Source organism: Deinococcus radiodurans R1 = ATCC 13939 = DSM 20539 (assembly GCF_000008565.1).
Taxonomy (GTDB): Bacteria; Deinococcota; Deinococci; order Deinococcales; family Deinococcaceae; genus Deinococcus; species Deinococcus radiodurans.
On sequence record NC_001263.1, the window covers coordinates 564,359 to 580,210 of the forward strand.

Annotated in this window: 14 protein-coding genes and 4 tRNA genes; 11 read left to right on the forward strand and 7 right to left on the reverse strand. The window is 66.5% G+C overall.

From position 1 onward, the window contains the following. Positions 1–29: 29 nt before the first annotated feature. Positions 30–104: transfer RNA gene (locus DR_RS02880), tRNA-Ala, on the forward strand. Positions 105–212: 108 nt separating this feature from the next. Here DR_RS02880 and DR_RS02885 read toward each other — a convergent pair. The 3 genes from DR_RS02885 to DR_RS02895 all read right to left on the reverse strand — a co-directional run bounded on the left by DR_RS02885 (position 213) and on the right by DR_RS02895 (position 3,070). Continuing rightward, positions 213–287 (reverse strand) — tRNA-Val (locus tag DR_RS02885). Positions 288–357: 70 nt separating this feature from the next. Continuing rightward, positions 358–1,920 (reverse strand): Rqc2 family fibronectin-binding protein, encoded by a 1,563-nt coding sequence (locus tag DR_RS02890; RefSeq protein ID WP_027479527.1) that lies wholly within the window; start codon positions 1,918–1,920, stop codon positions 358–360. Between the two features lie 124 nt (positions 1,921–2,044). Continuing rightward, a complete protein-coding gene (locus DR_RS02895) occupies positions 2,045–3,070 on the reverse strand; it encodes a DsbA family protein (protein WP_227085994.1) in 1,026 nt (341 codons plus the stop codon). 411 nt (positions 3,071–3,481) lie between these two features. On the opposite strand from DR_RS02895, the gene DR_RS02900 reads away from it, so the two are divergent. From DR_RS02900 to DR_RS02925, 6 genes are all read left to right on the forward strand, one after another. Next, a complete protein-coding gene (locus tag DR_RS02900) occupies positions 3,482–4,663 on the forward strand; it encodes a maltose ABC transporter substrate-binding protein (RefSeq protein ID WP_010887206.1) in 1,182 nt (393 codons plus the stop codon). Positions 4,664–4,773: 110 nt separating this feature from the next. Beyond that, positions 4,774–6,180: an ABC transporter permease subunit gene (locus DR_RS02905; RefSeq protein ID WP_010887207.1), complete on the forward strand. Its 1,407-nt coding sequence runs from the start codon at positions 4,774–4,776 to the stop codon at positions 6,178–6,180. After that, positions 6,177–7,553 carry a sugar ABC transporter permease gene (locus tag DR_RS02910; protein WP_010887208.1) on the forward strand — a complete coding sequence of 459 codons (1,377 nt, stop codon included), beginning with the start codon at positions 6,177–6,179 and terminating at the stop codon, positions 7,551–7,553. Before DR_RS02905 ends, DR_RS02910 begins: the two co-directional genes overlap by 4 nt. 228 nt (positions 7,554–7,781) lie before the next feature. After that, the gene (locus tag DR_RS02915) at positions 7,782–8,567 is read left to right on the forward strand and encodes a transporter substrate-binding domain-containing protein (protein WP_010887209.1); all 786 of its coding nucleotides are present in this window, start codon (positions 7,782–7,784) and stop codon (positions 8,565–8,567) included. A gap of 35 nt (positions 8,568–8,602) precedes the next feature. Next, a complete protein-coding gene (locus tag DR_RS02920) occupies positions 8,603–9,283 on the forward strand; it encodes an amino acid ABC transporter permease (RefSeq protein WP_010887210.1) in 681 nt (226 codons plus the stop codon). Positions 9,284–9,355: 72 nt separating this feature from the next. Then, positions 9,356–9,847, forward strand: coding sequence for an EVE domain-containing protein (locus DR_RS02925; protein ID WP_010887211.1), 492 nt, complete (start codon positions 9,356–9,358; stop codon positions 9,845–9,847). A 237-nt stretch (positions 9,848–10,084) separates the two neighbouring features. Here the strand turns inward: DR_RS02925 and ilvA are convergent, their stop codons facing one another. Continuing rightward, entirely contained in the window at positions 10,085–11,647 is a 1,563-nt protein-coding gene (gene ilvA, locus DR_RS02930) for a threonine ammonia-lyase, biosynthetic (RefSeq protein WP_010887212.1), read from the reverse strand. 178 nt (positions 11,648–11,825) lie between these two features. Then, a complete protein-coding gene (locus DR_RS02935; protein ID WP_027479526.1) occupies positions 11,826–12,356 on the reverse strand; it encodes a phosphoribosyltransferase family protein in 531 nt (176 codons plus the stop codon). A 168-nt stretch (positions 12,357–12,524) separates the two neighbouring features. Here DR_RS02935 and DR_RS02940 point away from each other — a divergent pair. From DR_RS02940 to DR_RS02950, 3 genes are all read left to right on the forward strand, one after another. After that, a tRNA-Cys gene (locus DR_RS02940) sits at positions 12,525–12,598 on the forward strand. A gap of 26 nt (positions 12,599–12,624) precedes the next feature. Then, positions 12,625–12,699: transfer RNA gene (locus DR_RS02945), tRNA-Val, on the forward strand. A gap of 216 nt (positions 12,700–12,915) precedes the next feature. Next, positions 12,916–13,944: a hypothetical protein gene (locus tag DR_RS02950; RefSeq protein WP_010887214.1), complete on the forward strand. Its 1,029-nt coding sequence runs from the start codon at positions 12,916–12,918 to the stop codon at positions 13,942–13,944. 82 nt (positions 13,945–14,026) lie between these two features. On the opposite strand, the gene DR_RS02955 is transcribed toward DR_RS02950, so the two are convergent. Beyond that, on the reverse strand, positions 14,027–14,206 hold the full coding sequence (locus DR_RS02955; RefSeq protein ID WP_027479525.1) for a hypothetical protein: 180 nt from the start codon (positions 14,204–14,206) through the stop codon (positions 14,027–14,029). A gap of 79 nt (positions 14,207–14,285) precedes the next feature. Between DR_RS02955 and DR_RS02960 the strand changes: the two genes are divergently transcribed. Further along, a complete protein-coding gene (locus DR_RS02960) occupies positions 14,286–14,567 on the forward strand; it encodes a rhodanese-like domain-containing protein (RefSeq protein ID WP_010887215.1) in 282 nt (93 codons plus the stop codon). 3 nt (positions 14,568–14,570) lie between these two features. On the opposite strand, the gene DR_RS02965 is transcribed toward DR_RS02960, so the two are convergent. Continuing rightward, on the reverse strand, positions 14,571–15,764 hold the full coding sequence (locus tag DR_RS02965; protein WP_010887216.1) for an FAD-dependent oxidoreductase: 1,194 nt from the start codon (positions 15,762–15,764) through the stop codon (positions 14,571–14,573). Positions 15,765–15,852 lie beyond the last annotated feature (88 nt).

Genomic DNA, 15,852 nt, shown 5'->3' on the forward strand with positions numbered 1-15,852 from the left:
CGCGCTCTGTTAATCTCACCACTCGCTGAGGGGGCTTAGCTCAGCGGGAGAGCATCCGCTTTGCAAGCGGAGGGTCTAGGGTTCGAATCCCTAAGCCTCCACCAGAGAAACCACTGTCTACGGGCGGTGGTTCTTTTTTGTTTCGGCGGAGACTTTTGTGTCACAAGACAGCACAGAAATAAAAAGCCCCCGGCGTTCACCGGGGTTTTCTCTGGTGGGCGATGAGGGATTTGAACCCCCGACCAATCGCTTGTAAGGCGAGCGCTCTACCGCTGAGCTAATCGCCCGCCGCGCTACGGGGCACAGCGAAGAGCAATCCTAGCGGCTTCCCCCAGTCAGCGCAAGGGGCGGGGAGGCTCAGCCCGGTTGGTCGCCGTCCACGAAGACGGTTTTCTGGTCGGTGTAGTGGACCTGCCCGGCGGGGGCGCCCCGGGGCCGCCAGACGTGTTTGATGCGGGTGTAGTCCACCGGGACGTTGCTGCTGCCGCGCGCCTTGGAGTGCGAGGCGGCGAGCTGCGCGGCGTAGAGGATGTCGGGCAGGTCGAGGTCTTTGCCGCCTGAGCGCACCAGCACGTGCGAGCCGGGGTAGCCCTGGGCGTGAAACCACCAGTCCAGGCTCTTGCCGATGCGGTGCGTCAGCGTCGCGTTTTCCTTGTTGTTGCGGCCCACCAGCGCCTCGTAACCGCCGGGGGTGACGTAACGGGCACCGTAGGGACTGCGCTCGGGTTTTTCGCGTTCGAGGTCGCTGGCGAGCTGTTCGAGTTGCTCCAGTTCGGCGTGGTCGAGCCGGTGCAGGCGCTCACGGGCGGCCTCCAGTTCACTGCGGATGCTGCCTTCGCGCTCGGCGAGGCGCAGGTACACCTCGTCGCGGCGCCGGGCGCGGGCATAGCGCTTTTCGGCGTTTTGCACGGCGCTCAGTTGCGGCTCCAGGCTGACGGGAACCTCGCCTTCACCGTCGAAGGACGGCAGTAGGGCACTCGCGGCCCCCGGCTCCACCGTCTGCGCGTAGGCCATCAGCAGGTCGGCCTCAGCGCGGTCCTGGGCGGCGATTTCCACGCCTTCCTCGGCGCGGGTCACGTCGCCGAGCTGGTTTTCGAGCAGGGTCACGCGCTTTTCCAGCGGCTCGCGCAGCAGCTTACGCAGCGCCCCCGCCTTTTCCTGCCGCGCGGCTTCGCGGGCGCCCTCGCTGAGCGTGCCTTCGCTCACGCTGGGGTCGGCCACCAGCGATTTCAGGGCGTCGTAGGCCCGCTCCCAGTCGTCGCCGGGGGCCTGCGAGGGCCGCATCTCGGCCCGCCGCGCCAGCTCCGCCGAGAGCATTGGCCCCAGCCCGTCCACCCGGCCCCGCCACTCGCTCAGCGGCACCCCGGCGAGCGTCTGCGCGTCGGCGGGCGTCATGGTGCGCGGGTCGAACTTGTCGTAGGGCGGCGGCGGCGTGTACGGCCCCCCGCTGCGGATGGTGCGGAAGCGGTTGCGGCTCCCGGTGATTTCGCGGGCGGCAAGGGTAATGCGCCCGGCGAAGCCTTCGCCTTCCTCCATCACCAGCAGGTTGGCGTTGCGGCCCGTCACCTCGAACAGCAGCCGCGCCGGGGGCTGGTCAATGAACCCCTCGGCGGGACCGAAATGCAGCGCCACCACGCGGTCAAGCTTGAACTGTTCGATTTTCAGCAGTTCGCCGCGCACGCGGGTCGCCAGCAGGCGCTGAAAGGGGTTGTGGGGGTCGCCGCGCAGTCGCTCGCGGCTGAGAAACAGCACCGGCTGCGGCGGGCGGTAGCCGAGCACCAAGTTGCCCAGCGGTTGCCCGTCCGGGCCGTCAAGAAGCAGGGCGGCGGTCGTCTCGTCGGGAAAGACCCAGCCGAGGTTGCGGGCGGGCAGCTGGGCGGTGAGCTGCTCCACCACACGGTTGAGCATCAGCCCTTCCACGGCGGACCTCCAACGGGGCACAAAAGTGGGAACGTCGTCATCGCTCTATCTTGAGGGCAAACGGCGCGGGAAGAGTCACGGGCAGCACACTGGCCCCCGCCTCCCTTCCCCTCAGGACAGACTCTCAGCGCGTGGCGCGGGCGACGTCGATGAGCTGAAGCACCGCCGCCGTGTCGAAGGGATTGCCCACCCGGTAGCCGTCCACGAACACGGTGGGGGTGGCATTCAGGCCCAGTTGCTGTGCCTCGGCCAGTCCCGCGTCCACCCCGGCCTTGCCGCCGCGCAGGGCGAGGCAGTCCTTGAACTTGCCCGGGTCGAGCTTCAGGTCGCCCGCCAGCCGCAGGAAAGTCTCGTTGGGGTTGTTCTGGAGCCAGGAGCGGTCACGGAACAGCGCGTCCTTGTAGTCCCAGAAGCGGCCCTGCTGCGCGGCGCATTCGCTCGCTTCGGCGGCGGGACGGGCGAGCGGGTGAATCTGCTCCAGCGGAAACTGGTGAAACTCCACGCGCACGTCGTCGGGCAGGGCGCGCAGCAGCGCCGGCATGGTTTCAAGTTCGAGCTTCTGGCAGTAGGGGCACTGGAAATCGCTGTAGACGCGCAGCACCACGTCCTTGCCGGGCTTGGCGGCCGGGCGCAGGTTCTTGGTCGCCGTGAACTGTCCGGCGGGCACCTGGGTCATGGACAGCTTGAGCACCAGCGCCCGGCCCTGCACCTGCGCCTGAATGGTCAGGGGGGGCGCGTCCACCGTCACGCCCTGCGGAAGCTGCTTGACCACGTCGGGCTGGCGCAAAAATTGAAGCAGCGGAGCGCTTAGACCCTCGCCGTAGCCGGTGACGGCCCCGACGGTCTGGGCGGCCAGCGCCGACCCGCCCACGCGCTGCTCGACGCTGCCGGCGGCCACCGCCGTGTCGCTGCTGCCGCTGATGCCCTGCGGCTCGGTGTACGGCGTGGTGATGGTCACGGTGGTCAGCCGGCCCCCGCGCTGGCCGAGCACCACGTTGACTCCACTCTTCAGGGTGATGATGCCGGCGCGGCTCGTCTGCGCCCCCACGAACAGGGGAGACTTGAGCAGCGCGTCGGTCGGCTGGCCGAGCTGGGCGTGGGCCGAGGGCAGCAGCAAGGCGCCGAGCAGCGCCGCGAGCAATCTTTTCATGGCCCACAGCATAGAGGCGGGTGCTGGCGATTTTCTGACTTCTGCGGCGAAGCAGCGGGCACACATCCGGAGCAGTGGCCCACCCCACCATGCCCACCCCAGCATGCCCGGCCCACCATGCCCGGCCTACCATGCCCGGCCTACCATGCCCGGCCTACCATGAGTGTCAGTTCAGGAAAAAACATAACCGGGGGTCGGTTATACTGCTGCCGAGCCATACCGACTCACCACCGCCGGGCCTGTCCCGCCCCTTTGCTGCCTTGACCTCCACGGAGCGGCCTCCCCCTTGCTTGGGCCGTGCTCGCTCACGGGCCGGGGCCGCGCGGTGACCAACCCCTTAGAGCTCTCCCTTTTCGAGCCCTTTTCAGTGGAACCGGTTCCCTCTTGTGTGGGAGCCGCCCGAGGAGACCCATGAAAAAAGCACTGACCCTTCTTTCTCTTGCGTTGCTCGGCCAGGCCAGCGCCGCGACCTTGACTGTCTGGACCCACTTCGGCGAAAACGAACTGGTGTGGCTGCGTGATCAGGCCAAGACCTTCGAGGCCAAGACCAAGAACAAGGTCAACATCGTCAGCGTGCCCTTCGACGACCTGACCACCAAGTTCCTCCAGAGCGCCCCCAAGGGCCAGGGCCCCGACCTGATCGTGACCCAGGCGCACGACCGCATCGGCCAGATGGCGGCGGCGGGCGTGATCGAGCCGATGGACAAGTACGTGACCAGCAAGACCGACCTCGACAAGACCGCCGTGCAGGCCATGACCTATAAGGGCAAGCTGTTCGGGATTCCGATGTTCGCCGAGTCGGTCGCTCTGATCTACAACAAGAAGCTCGTGCCCCAGGCCCCGACCACCTGGAATGCGCTGCTCTCGGCGGCCCAGAGCGCCCAGAAGGCGGGCAACCTCGGCTTCGTGATGCCGCTCGACAACGCCTACCTGACCTACGGCTTTACCAGTGCCTACGGCGGCTACGTCTTCAAGAACAATGGCGGCACCCTGAACACCAAGGACATCGGCCTGGGCAACGCGGGCGCGGTCAAAGCGGCGAGTTTCATCAACGACCTGCGCTACAAATACAACCTGATTCCCGAAGGCATCAACGGCGACGCGGTCAAGAGTGCCTTCACGCAGGGCCGCGCCGCCATGATGATCAGCGGCCCCTGGGACATCGACGACATCCGCAAGGCGGGCATCGACTTCGGCATCGCGCCCTTCCCGACCCCTCCCGGTGCGAGCGGCAAGTGGAGCCCCTTTGTCGGCGTGCAGGGCACTGTCATGAACGCTTATTCCAAGAACAAGGCCGTAGCGGCGCAGTTCGCCAAGTCGATCACCACCGCCGACGCGCAGATTTCGTTCAACACCGCGGGCGGGCGCATTCCGGTCAGCCTCGCGGCGCGCACCAAGCTCAAGAGCAACCCCGTGGTCGCCGGCTTCTCGCGCACCATCAGCGCAGGCACCCCGATGCCCAACATTCCTGAAATGGGCGCGGTGTGGGGGCCCTGGACCAACGCGATCACCCAGGTGGCGCAAAAGCCCGGTCAGAACTACTCCCAGCTCCTGACCAAGGCCGTGGGTGAGATTAAGGGCAATATCAAGTAACAGAATTCCCCGGCTCAGAGGCGCGGCATAGTCCGTGCCCCTGGGCCTCTTTTCCTTTTTAGCCCGCTGAGGGTGCTCGCTCTTCGTGCTGACTGTTTCTGGGAGTTTCTATGACCGTGACTGCGCGTCCCCGCTCACTGCGCTCCGCTGTTGCGCCGCAAGGTGCGGGCGGGGTCTTGCTGGCCGTCCTGATTTTGCTGCTGCTGCTCGCGGCGGCGGCGGGCATCGGCTGGCTTCTTTCTTCGGCCACGGCGGCGGTGTGGCCCTCGGCGCCGCCCTACATGATTCTGGTGTGGGGCGCGCTGGCGCTGCTGCTGCTGACCCCGCTGGTGGGCCGGGCCTTTCCCTGGATTCGTGACTGGTTCTACCTGTTCCCGGCGCTGGTGTTCGTGCTCGCCTTTACCGTGCTGCCGGTGGTTTTGACCGTCAACTACGCCTTTACCAACTACTCGGGGGAAAACAGCGGTAACCCCGACAGCGCTGCGCGCACGGCGGCGGTCCTCAGCCCCGACCGCCTGAGCGTGCGGCTGCCCGAGCGCGGCAGCGACACGCCGCTGAGCGAGGCCCTCAAGTGCCGCACGCCGAGCTGCGTCGGCGACACGCTGGTGCTCTACGATGAGGACGCCGCCACGCCGCACGAGGTCAAAATCGCCAGCATCGGCAAGGACCGGGTCACGCTGGCGGCCCCCGCACCTGCCGGACTCGACGTGGCCTACGCCACCCGCATCAACCGCTATCAGTACGTGGGCCTCGCCAACTTTCAGGAGATTTTCGCCAAGGCGAGCCGGGCGCTGTGGCCGGTGTTTGTCTGGACGGTAGCCTTCGCCTTTTTCACGGTGATTCTGAACGCGCTCGCCGGGCTGATTCTGGGCATCCTGCTCTATAACAAGCGTCTCAAGGGCCGCAACATCTACCGTACGCTGCTGTTTTTGCCCTGGGCGATTCCAGCGGTCATCAGCGTGCAGATGTGGAAGGCGCTGCTCGACCAGAACTTCGGCATCGTCAACAAGACGCTGGGGCTGCTCGGCCTGTTCGCCGTCCCCTGGCTGAACGACCCGCTGTGGGCCAAAATCAGCATCCTGTTCGTGAACCTGTGGCTGGGCTTTCCGTACATGATGACCGCCACCATCAGCGCGCTGGCGACCATCAACGAGGACCTGTACGAGGCCGCGAGCATTGACGGCGCGAGCCGCTGGCAGCAGATCACGAACATCACCCTGCCGCTGCTTCGGCAGTCGTTCACGCCGATTTTGCTCTCGACTTTCGCCTTCAACTTCAACAACTTCGGCATCATCTACCTGCTCACGGCAGGCGGCCCGGCGCAAGAAGGGCGCGAAAGCACCGCGCAGAGCACCGACATTCTGCTGTCGTGGGGCTACAACACGGCGTTCGCATCGAGCGGCGGACAGAACTACGCGCTCGCGAGCGCCATCGCGCTCATCATCTTCTTCCTGACGCTCGCTATCTCGCTGGTGAACTTCAAGGCGGCGGGCGTATTCGACGAGGCCCGCACATGACCACGCGCCCCACCGAGTTGTCCTCCGAGCTGCCCCCCGGCGGCTACGTTCACCGTGAGCCCTCCGTGCTGCGCCGCGCCGCGCCCTGGCTGGTGCTGATCGCGCTGCTCGCCGGGCTGGGCTACCTGATTTTCCGCTTGGAGCAGATTCCGCTGACTAAAGGCTTTTCCATCTACTTCGTGCCGGGCGGCTGGAAGAAGTTCCTGCTGTTTTTGCTCGCGGCGAGCGGCGTGCTGGCGCTCACCAGCCTGCTCGGGCAGCGCCTCGGGCAGCTCAGGACCGGCAAGAACATCAGTTATTTGGCGGTGCTGGGCGACCAGCTCACCCACCTGTTTCTGATTCTGGTGGTGCTGGTGGCGGTCTACCCACTGTTTTACGTGCTGCTCGCGGCCTTCGACCCCAACAACAGCCTTTTCGCCTTCCCGAACTTCACCAACCCCAACATCTTTTACCGTTCGGGCCTGCTGCCGCAGCTCGAGAAACTGACCACCGAGAACTTTGCCAAGCTTTTTGAGGCCGTGACCATTCCCGGCTATCAAATCGCGCTGGCGGTGCTCGGGGGCGCGGGCCTGGCAGCGCTGCTGCTGATGGTGCTCGCGCAACGTCTGGGCAACACCTCCGAGGGCATGGCGAAGGCGCGGACCTGGGTGACACGCATCGTGCTGGCGGCGGGCGTGCTGTTGCTCATCCTGGTCACGCCGGCGCAGTTCCAGGGGGCGACCAACGAAAGCAAGTTCCTGCTCTCGGTCCGCAATACCTTGTTCGTGTCCACCGTGACGGGTCTGCTCGCCATCCTGCTCTCCACCACGGCGGGCTACGCGATGGCGCGGCTGCGCTTTCCAGGCCGTTTTCAGATGCTGCTGTTTTTCATCTTTATTCAGATGTTCCCGGTCTTTCTGGCGCTGGTGGCAATCTACACGCTGCTCTCGGCGCTGGGGCTAGTCAACACCTTCACCGGCCTGATTCTGGCCTATTCGGGCGGCGCCATCGCCTTCAACACCTGGATCTACAAGGGCTACGTGGAGTCGCTCCCCGAGTCGCTGGAAGAAGCAGCGATGGTGGACGGCGCGACCCGCTGGCAGACCTTCCGCCGGGTGGTGTTGCCGCTCTCGGGCAGCATGCTGGTGTTTATCTTCCTGAACCAGTTCATCGGCACCTACGCCGAGTTCATTCTGGCGAGCGTGCTGCTCACCGGCGTGGAGCAGTGGACGGTGGGCGTCATGCTGCGCTCCTTTACCAGCGGACAGTTCTCCACCAAGTGGGGCGTGTTCGCGGCGGCGGCGACGCTGGGCGCCCTTCCCATCGTGGCGCTGTTCTACTCCTTCCAGAACTACTTCGTCGGCGGCGCGACGGCGGGTGGGGTCAAGGAATAGGCCCTTTTTTCCGGCGCGTCTCTCCGGCCCCCTGCCTCAGTGGCGGGGGGTTTTTGATGAGCAATCGCTCACCAGACAAAATCTGACCTTTCTTGTATTCTTTTGCGGTTGCCGTGCCCGCGCTCCTTTTCCGAACGGAAGGAAAATACAGCCCCGGACGGCGTGGCATAGAGTTCGTGCCAGAGCAGTCTGTGTACGTGAGTCACAAGGCCCCCGAGGAGGCCCCCCATGAAAAAGTCATTGCTGAGTTTGAAGCTTTCGGGTCTGCTGGTTCCGAGTGTGCTGGCCCTCTCGCTGAGCGCGTGCAGTTCGCCGTCGAGCACCCTGAACCAGGGCACCCTCAAGATCGCCATGGAGGGCACCTACCCGCCCTTTACCTCCAAAAACGAGCAGGGCGAACTCGTCGGCTTCGACGTGGACATCGCCAAGGCGGTGGCGCAGAAACTCAATCTCAAGCCCGAGTTTGTGCTCACCGAGTGGAGCGGCATTCTGGCGGGGCTCCAGGCAAACAAGTACGACGTCATCGTCAACCAGGTGGGCATCACGCCCGAGCGGCAAAACTCCATCGGTTTCAGCCAGCCCTACGCTTACAGCCGCCCGGAAATCATCGTGGCGAAGAACAACACCTTCAACCCGCAGTCGCTCGCCGACCTCAAGGGCAAACGGGTGGGCAGCACGCTCGGCAGCAACTACGAAAAGCAGCTCATCGACACGGGCGACATCAAGATCGTGACCTACCCCGGCGCCCCTGAGATTCTGGCCGACTTGGTGGCGGGCCGCATCGACGCGGCGTACAACGACCGCCTGGTGGTCAACTACATCATCAACGACCAGAAGCTGCCGGTGCGCGGCGCCGGGCAGATCGGCGACGCGGCCCCGGTGGGCATCGCGCTGAAAAAGGGCAATTCGGCGCTCAAGGACCAGATCGACAAGGCCCTGACCGAGATGCGCAGCGACGGCACCTTCGAGAAGATCAGCCAGAAGTGGTTCGGTCAGGACGTGGGCCAGCCCTGAGTGAACTGGCTGAGTCCTGAAGAAAAAGAGGCCCGATGAACACCGAGCAACTGCAATCCATTCTCCAGAGTGCCTGGCACGCGCTGCCCACGCTGCTGGCGGCGACGCCGGTCACGCTGGGCTTTGCGCTTGCCGCCATGGTGCTGGGGCTGCCGCTGGGCTTCGCGGTGGCGCTGGCGCGTCTTTCGCGGCTAGGGTGGCTGCGGACGCTGAGCGGGCTGTTCGTGTCGTTTATTCGCGGCACGCCGCTGCTGGTGCAGATTTTCGTCATCTACTACGGCCTGCCGAGCCTGGGGATTCAATTCAGCCCTGTCGTGGGCGGCGTGATCGCGCTGACACTCAACGCGGCGGCGTACCTCAGCGAAACGATTCGGGCGGCCATTCTCAGCATTCCGCCCGGCCAGCGCGAGGCGGCGACCAGCCTGGGGCTCAGCGGCGCGCAGACCATGCGGCTCATCATCCTGCCGCAGGCGGCGCGGGTGGCCCTGCCGAGCCTGAGCAACACCCTCATTGGGCTGGTCAAGGACACCTCGCTGGTGTCGGTCATCACGGTGGTCGAGCTCCTGCGCAGCGCCCAGCTCGTCATCGCCCGCACCTTCGAGCCGTTCGGGCCGTACCTCGCCGCCGCGCTGATCTACTGGCTGGTGTCGAGCCTGCTCGAAGTCGTGCAGCGCGCGCTCGAACGCCGCTTTTCGCGGGGCGCGGCGCGGAACTGAGCGCTGGACTTGAAGATAGTGGGGCGGGGGAGACTCCGCTCCTTTCTTTGTGTACGGCGCTAGCCTCTCCCCATGCCCGCTTTCTGGCTGCTCAAATCCGAACCCGACGTGTTTTCCTACGCCGACCTCATGCGGGTGGGCCGCGAACCCTGGAACGGCGTGCGGAACTATCAGGCCCGCAATTTCCTGCGCCAGATGGAGGAGGGCGACCTCTGCCTCTTTTACCATTCCAATGCCAGACCGCCCGGCCTCGCGGGGGTGGCGCAGGTGGTGCGGGTCGCGTACCCCGACGACCTGCAATTCGACCCGGCGAGCGAGTATTACGACCCCCGCTCGGACCCCGAGAACCCGCGCTGGAGCATGGTGGACGTGGCGCCCGTGCTGGCGCTGCCCCGGCTGCTGCCGCTCGACGAGTTGCGCGAACTGCCCGAATGGCACGACTCGCCGCTGACGCGCAAGGGCACCCGCCTGAGCGTGTTTCCGGTCACGCCCGAGCAGTGGCGAGCGGCGCTCGCGGCGGTGGGGGTAGAACTGCCCCCGCTCGGTAAATTTCCTCCTGCCTAGCCGGCTGCATTCCCTGTCACGGTTGCGACAGACGGCGCCTGCCATAGTGCGCTATGGAACTGCTGCTGGGAGCCCTCGTGATCGCTGTTTCGCTGCTGCTGGCCCGGCAAGGCCGCAAAAAACCCCAGCTTCAGCCGGTGCGGGTGCTGGCCCGCTCACCGCGCCGCTGACTGTTAGGAACTTCAAACGAACGACCGCCGAGAGCCCCATGCCCCGGCGGTTGTTCTCATTTTGCGGTCAGGTCAGGAACAGCCGGTACGCCGGATTGCTCGTCACGTCGTGCGCCGGGTAGCCGAGGCCAGCGAGAAAGTCACCGAAGCGGGTGAGCGCCGCGTCAGGCACCTGCACGCCCGCCAGCACCCGCCCGTGCGCCGAGCCGTGGTTGCGGTAGTGAAAGAGGCTGATGTTCCACTCGCCCTGGAGCTGCGTCAAAAAGTCGTGCAGGGCGCCGGGCCGCTCGGGGAAGGTGAAGGCGTAGACCCGCTCGTTCACCGCCTCGGGGGCGCGGCCACCGACCATGTGGCGGACGTGGACCTTGGCGAGTTCGTCTTCGGTGAGGTCAAGCACCGCGTAGCCGCGCCCACGCAGCAGCGTCAGCAGTTCCTGGCGCTCGCCCGGCTGCCCGAGCTGCACGCCGACAAAAATCCGGGCGTCTTCGCGCGGAGCGTAGCGGTAGTTGAATTCGGTGATGGCCCGCGAGCCGATCAGCTCGATAAATTCCAGAAAGGCGCCGGGCCGCTCGGGAATCGTGACGGCCAGAATCGCCTCACGCTGCTCGCCTATCTCGGTGCGCTCGGCCACGTGGCGCAGGCGGTCGAAGTTGATGTTCGCCCCGCAGGTGAGCGCCACCAGCGTCCGGTCATGCAGGCCGTGGGTCGCCGCGTATTTCTTCAGCCCGGCCACGCTCAGCGCCCCAGCGGGTTCCAGCACGGCGCGGGTGTCGTCGAACACGTCCTTGATGGCGGCGCACACCTCGTCGGTGTTCACCCGCACCCAGTCGTCCACGTAACGCCGGGTCAGGTCGAAGGTGTAGGCCCCCACCTGCTTGACCGCCACCCCGTCCACGAAAATGCCCACGGTGTCGAGCCGCACCCGTTCGCCCGCTTGCAGGCTCTGGTACATCGCGTCGCTGTCGTCGGGCTCCACGCCGATGACCCGCACGCCGGGCTTGAGGGCTTTCAGAATGCTCGCCACCCCCGCGATCAGGCCGCCGCCGCCCACCGGCACGAACACCGCGTAGTCGTCCTCTTCCACCTGCCGCAGCAGTTCGAGCGCGATGGTGCCCTGCCCCGCCAGCACCAGCGGGTCGTCGTAGGGATGCACGAAGGTCAGGCCGCGCTCCTGTTGCAGCGCCAGTGCGAAGGTTTCGGCGTCGCTGAACGAGTCGCCGTGCAAGATCACCTCGGCCCCCCGTGCCCGGCACGCCTGCACCTTGATGTCGGGCGTGGTCGCGGGCATCACGATGACGGCGGGAATCCCGAGCTTCTCCCCGGCAAACGCCACTCCCTGTGCGTGGTTGCCTGCCGAAGCGCAAATCACGCCCCGGGCGCGTTCCTCGGCGCTGAGCTGGCTCATCTTGTTATAGGCGCCGCGCAATTTGAAGGAGAAAATGGGCTGCTGGTCCTCGCGCTTGAGCAGCACGCGGTTGCCGCTGCGCTCGCTCAGGCGCGGGGCGGGGCTCAGCGGCGTCTCGGTGGCCGCGCCGTAGACCTGACTGGTCAGCGCGAGCCGCAGCACGTCCATCCCGTCCAGCGTACCGGGCAAGGGAGCGGGGGCGGGGGCAGGGCGGGGGTCTGACATGAAAAACCTCGGCAAAGAAAGGAGAACATACGGGCAAAAGTCGCAGCCCCCGCCAGCAGCGGGGGAGGAGGGCTGGCCCAGGAAGCGGCCCGCGTCAGGCGTCGGAGCGCCGCTGTCTTGTGCCGAGAATAGGCCGGGGGGCAAAAGCCGCCGCAGGAATGTCTATGACGCCCAGCGGTTACAGGCGCCGGGGAAGGTCTTGCAGGTAGTGCAGCGGCAACTCGGTCTCGCCCTGCTTGAAGGCCGCCAGGTAGCCGCTGACCTGCCCGCCCGCGCGATCCACCAGCCTTGAGAGGGCCTGTGCGGTGCCGCCCGAGGCCACCACGTCCTGCACCACGGCGACCTGCTTGCCCCGCAGCCGCTCGGCGTGCGGGCCGTCGAGCCAAAGCGTCTCGCCCACGCCGAGGGTCATGCTCGGAACTTGTTGAATGAGCGGGTCTTGCATGTAGGTGCGCCGTTTTTTGCGGGCCACCACGTAGGGCAGCCCGCTGCGGTCACTGAGCTCGTGCACCAGCGGCAGCGCGTTGGTCACCACCGAGAGCAGCAGTTCGGTGCCGTCCGGAATCAGCGGCAGCATGGCCTGTGCCGCTGCTTTGGTCAGCTCGCTGTCGCCGATGAATTCCACCAGCGGCACCCGCCCGAGGTTGCCCACCCGGACCGTGGGCAGGGTCCGCGTCACGTCACCGACGGTGATGGTCAAGTTGTCCATACCTGCCAGCATAACGGCGCCGCGCGGCTAAGAAGGCCAGTGTATGCACCCGCCGCGCACGGGTTTACACGCTGGCGGGGGCGTGCTACCATGCCTCCCGCTGGAGAGGAAAAGGCCCCCAGCCCCCGCGAGGGACACGCCCGAGCAGGAACGAGTACCACCCTTCCCGGCGCTGTAGCCAAGTGGTAAGGCAGAGGTCTGCAAAACCTCCACCACCGGTTCGAGTCCGGTCAGCGCCTCCAATCTGTACCCCGCAGTTTTCCTGCATAGAACCGTAGCTCAGGGGTAGAGCACTACCTTGACACGGTAGGGGTCAGGGGTTCAAATCCCCTCGGTTCTACCAAACAGGCTCCCGCTCAGGCGGGGGTTTTTCTTTGCTTGCCGTTTTCACTTAGAGCATTTGACAGAAAAAGACACCCTCACCCCTCGCTTCGCGAGGCCCTCTCCCATCAAGGTAGAGGGTCAAAACCAGAACGCATCATTTTGTCAAATGCTCTAACGTGGCTGACAGCAAGGCAAGTGAGGGAAATGTTAGAAGTGCTGCCCTATCCTGGGGGTCATGACGAACCGTCGAAATAAGGCACTGCTGCTGGCCGGATTCTGCGCCTCGCTCCTTTCGACCTCGGCGCTGGCCGCTACCCGGGTGCCGGGCACCTACACGTACTACTCGGTCATCAAGGACCCCATCACCGACCTCAACAAGAGCATGGTGTCCATTGACGAGGTCAACGACACGGCGGGGCTGACGGCGCTGACGGTGCGCTGCTCTGACCGAGACAATGCGGCTCTTTGGATCACGCTCAATTCCAAGAACATGCTGCTCAGCGAGGACGACGCCTACGCCGGGAACTTGCCCGCCCTGACAGTTCGGCTCGGTCAGGACGCCCCAGTGGTGCTGCGCAGCAGTGAAGTGGTGAGTGTTTCCGACAGCAGCGACAACTTCAAGGGCAAAGCCGTCGGATTTCAGGGCGCGGCGGCCCGCAGCATGGTCAGTGGCCTGCTCAGCGGCAAAAATGTCGTGGTCCGCGTCAACCGGCCTGCTGGCGGGCAACCGCTGACCTACACTTTCCCGGCGCAGGGGTTCTCGCAAGCGTGGAGCGCGGTGCGGGCCTGTGCGCCGTTTGGGACGGGGTCCGCCGCCCGTACTCCGGCACCGTTGCCCTCAGGAACGCGGGCTGCCGAGGCTCCGAAATTCACCCGCTGGTACTTCACCACCTGCCGGGACGCGAGCAGCGGCGCTGTGCGGACTGGCCTGCTGGCGGGCCGCGCCGCGCTGTGTGACTTGGTCATCGAAACGATTCCCAACGGAGCGCGCCCGGTCAGTGCGACCTTCCACTACGAACTCGAATACCGCGAGGGCGGGCGCACAGGCAAACTCCCCCTGACCGCCGACGACCACTGGCCGCCCGCTGGTGGACCCGTCACCCGCTTTCGCAACGAGGGCAGCAATCTGGTGTTTACCCTGCCGCTCAATGTCCGCGTCCGCTCCGAGCGCGTCTACACCAGCATCAACGTAACTGCCGAAATTACCTTCAACAACGGCAGCGTCAAGCGCGTCTACGAACCTCTGCCGGTGCGCCCCAACTGAGGGAGCGCCGCTGACAGTCAAAACGGTGCGGGCTTCCACGTGACTGGGAAGCCTGCACCGTCGCTCTTTTCTGCTTTGCGCCTCAGCTGTGCCCCGGGTCACTGTCGTCGCTGGGGCGGCCATGCGTGCCGCTGCCGTCACGCGGCGTCTGGTCGTCCGACACTGGGGTCTGTGCTGGGGCGTCCGGCTGCCCGGTGTTGCCTGCGGGCTGCGCCGGGGCGGAGGTGGGGTCCTGGGGGGCCGGCTGGTCGTCGTGGGTCATGAGGGCACAGTAACGGCCAGCGCCGCCGGAGCGCTGCGAACAGCGTGAAGCTCAATTCACCGTTGGCTAGACTCAGAGCATGTCTGAGCTGCCTGCCCACGTCATTGACCTGCGCCCCGTGGGAGAACGGGACGCCGCGCCGCTGACGGGCGCCCGCGTAACGGCGCTGACGCTCGCGCAGATCGAGGACGGGCAGCATGGCCTGACCCCGGCTGCTGGGCCATTGCTGGTCGTATGCAGCCGGGGCACCCAGGCCGACCTCGCCGCCCGCTACCTGCGCAGCGATGGGCTGGACGCGCAGGCCTGGCGCGGTACGGTGGCGGAGTTGCGAGCGCACACCGAGTCAGGCGCCCAGGAATAATCCTCAGCCCGCGCTGACGCGCTGGGCCAGCTCATGCGCGGCGGCCAGCCCCAGCGTGTCGGCAAGCGGTCCCCCGAGTAAGAGGTGCAGGCCCGGGGCGAGTTCCTCGGCCTGCGGAGGCGCGTCGGGGCGGCCACCGGGCAGCGCCAGCCACGCGCCGGGCACGTCGGCGCTGGAGCGGCCCAGTTCCAGGCCCTCGCCGGCCAGCGCAGGCACGGCGTCCATCAGCCCCACCAGGTCTTCGAGCAGTTCGCGGCGCAGGCCGGTGGGCACGCCCGTCAGCGAGCCGCCCGCCGGGTGGTAGCCGTGGGGGTCGCGGTGGTGAATGGCCGGAACGAGTGTGTAGCCGCCATTTTGTGGGCGCAGGGTCAGGCCACTGGCACGCAGCACCGGCGTCTGCGCCCCACTCAGCAGGTCGAGGCGCGGAAACTGCCGGTAGGCGCGGCCATGCCGGGTGTGCAGGCCCAGTCCCTGCTCGACCAGCGCCGGACCCGCCGCCCCCGCCGCCACGATGATGACGCCCGCCCGAATCTGTCGCGTCTCGTGAACGACAATCTGGTGGGTGTTCGTCACCGTCAGGCGGTGCAGCCGCACGCCGCCGGGCACCAGTTCGGCGCGGGTGTTGAGCAGCAGCCCTGCCCCCTGCCCGATGGCCTGCTGCGCGGCGAGCAGCGCCAGGCTGCCGGGCCGGTAGGTCAGGGCGCGGGGGTCCACCCGGGCGACGGGCAACCGCGCCGGGTCGAGCAGCGCCAGCGCTTCGGGGAAGTCGGCGAGGGCGTCCAGCGTCGGCGTCAGGCCACTGCCCTCGCCAGCGGGAAGCAGGTGCAGCAGGGGCCGATCCTCCACCTCCAGCGTCTTGCCGCTGCCCAGAGCGCCGAGAAGTTGCTCGCGGGTCCATTCAGCCTGCGCTTCCTGACCCGCCGGAATGTCCTGCGCGGTCCACACGCCGGGGGCCAGGATGGTCGCGCCTTCCTCGTTGGGCAGGCCGCCTTCTTCAACGAGCAGCAGCGAGCGCCCGGGGGCGAGCTGGCGCAGGTAAAAGGCGCAGGCCGCGCCCATTCGCCCGGCGCCGATGACCACGATGTCGAATGCTTCTTCCGTAAAGTGCTGCCCCACATGCGCCCACACCGACCCGGCACGGCGCGGGGGAGTCGGGTCGGGCGGCGGGCCAGCGGGCACAGGCTCGGGTCCAGTCATATCCGCATGATGCCGCCGAATGCGCCGGACGAGAACCGGGTGTGTGGCGCCGGCCTCTCACCGCTCTGTCAGGCGGCGTACAGAGTGG

Coding starts and splice junctions, on each gene's coding strand:
- DR_RS02895 (WP_227085994.1), bottom strand. CDS start 3,070: ATGAAAAGATTGCTCGCGGCGCTGCTCGGCGCCTTGCTGCTGCCCTCG.
- DR_RS02900 (WP_010887206.1), top strand. CDS start 3,482: ATGAAAAAAGCACTGACCCTTCTTTCTCTTGCGTTGCTCGGCCAGGCC.
- DR_RS02905 (WP_010887207.1), top strand. CDS start 4,774: ATGACCGTGACTGCGCGTCCCCGCTCACTGCGCTCCGCTGTTGCGCCG.
- DR_RS02910 (WP_010887208.1), top strand. CDS start 6,177: ATGACCACGCGCCCCACCGAGTTGTCCTCCGAGCTGCCCCCCGGCGGC.
- DR_RS02915 (WP_010887209.1), top strand. CDS start 7,782: ATGAAAAAGTCATTGCTGAGTTTGAAGCTTTCGGGTCTGCTGGTTCCG.
- DR_RS02920 (WP_010887210.1), top strand. CDS start 8,603: ATGAACACCGAGCAACTGCAATCCATTCTCCAGAGTGCCTGGCACGCG.
- DR_RS02925 (WP_010887211.1), top strand. CDS start 9,356: ATGCCCGCTTTCTGGCTGCTCAAATCCGAACCCGACGTGTTTTCCTAC.
- ilvA (WP_010887212.1), bottom strand. CDS start 11,647: ATGTCAGACCCCCGCCCTGCCCCCGCCCCCGCTCCCTTGCCCGGTACG.
- DR_RS02935 (WP_027479526.1), bottom strand. CDS start 12,356: ATGGACAACTTGACCATCACCGTCGGTGACGTGACGCGGACCCTGCCC.
- DR_RS02950 (WP_010887214.1), top strand. CDS start 12,916: ATGACGAACCGTCGAAATAAGGCACTGCTGCTGGCCGGATTCTGCGCC.
- DR_RS02955 (WP_027479525.1), bottom strand. CDS start 14,206: ATGACCCACGACGACCAGCCGGCCCCCCAGGACCCCACCTCCGCCCCG.
- DR_RS02960 (WP_010887215.1), top strand. CDS start 14,286: ATGTCTGAGCTGCCTGCCCACGTCATTGACCTGCGCCCCGTGGGAGAA.
- DR_RS02965 (WP_010887216.1), bottom strand. CDS start 15,764: ATGACTGGACCCGAGCCTGTGCCCGCTGGCCCGCCGCCCGACCCGACT.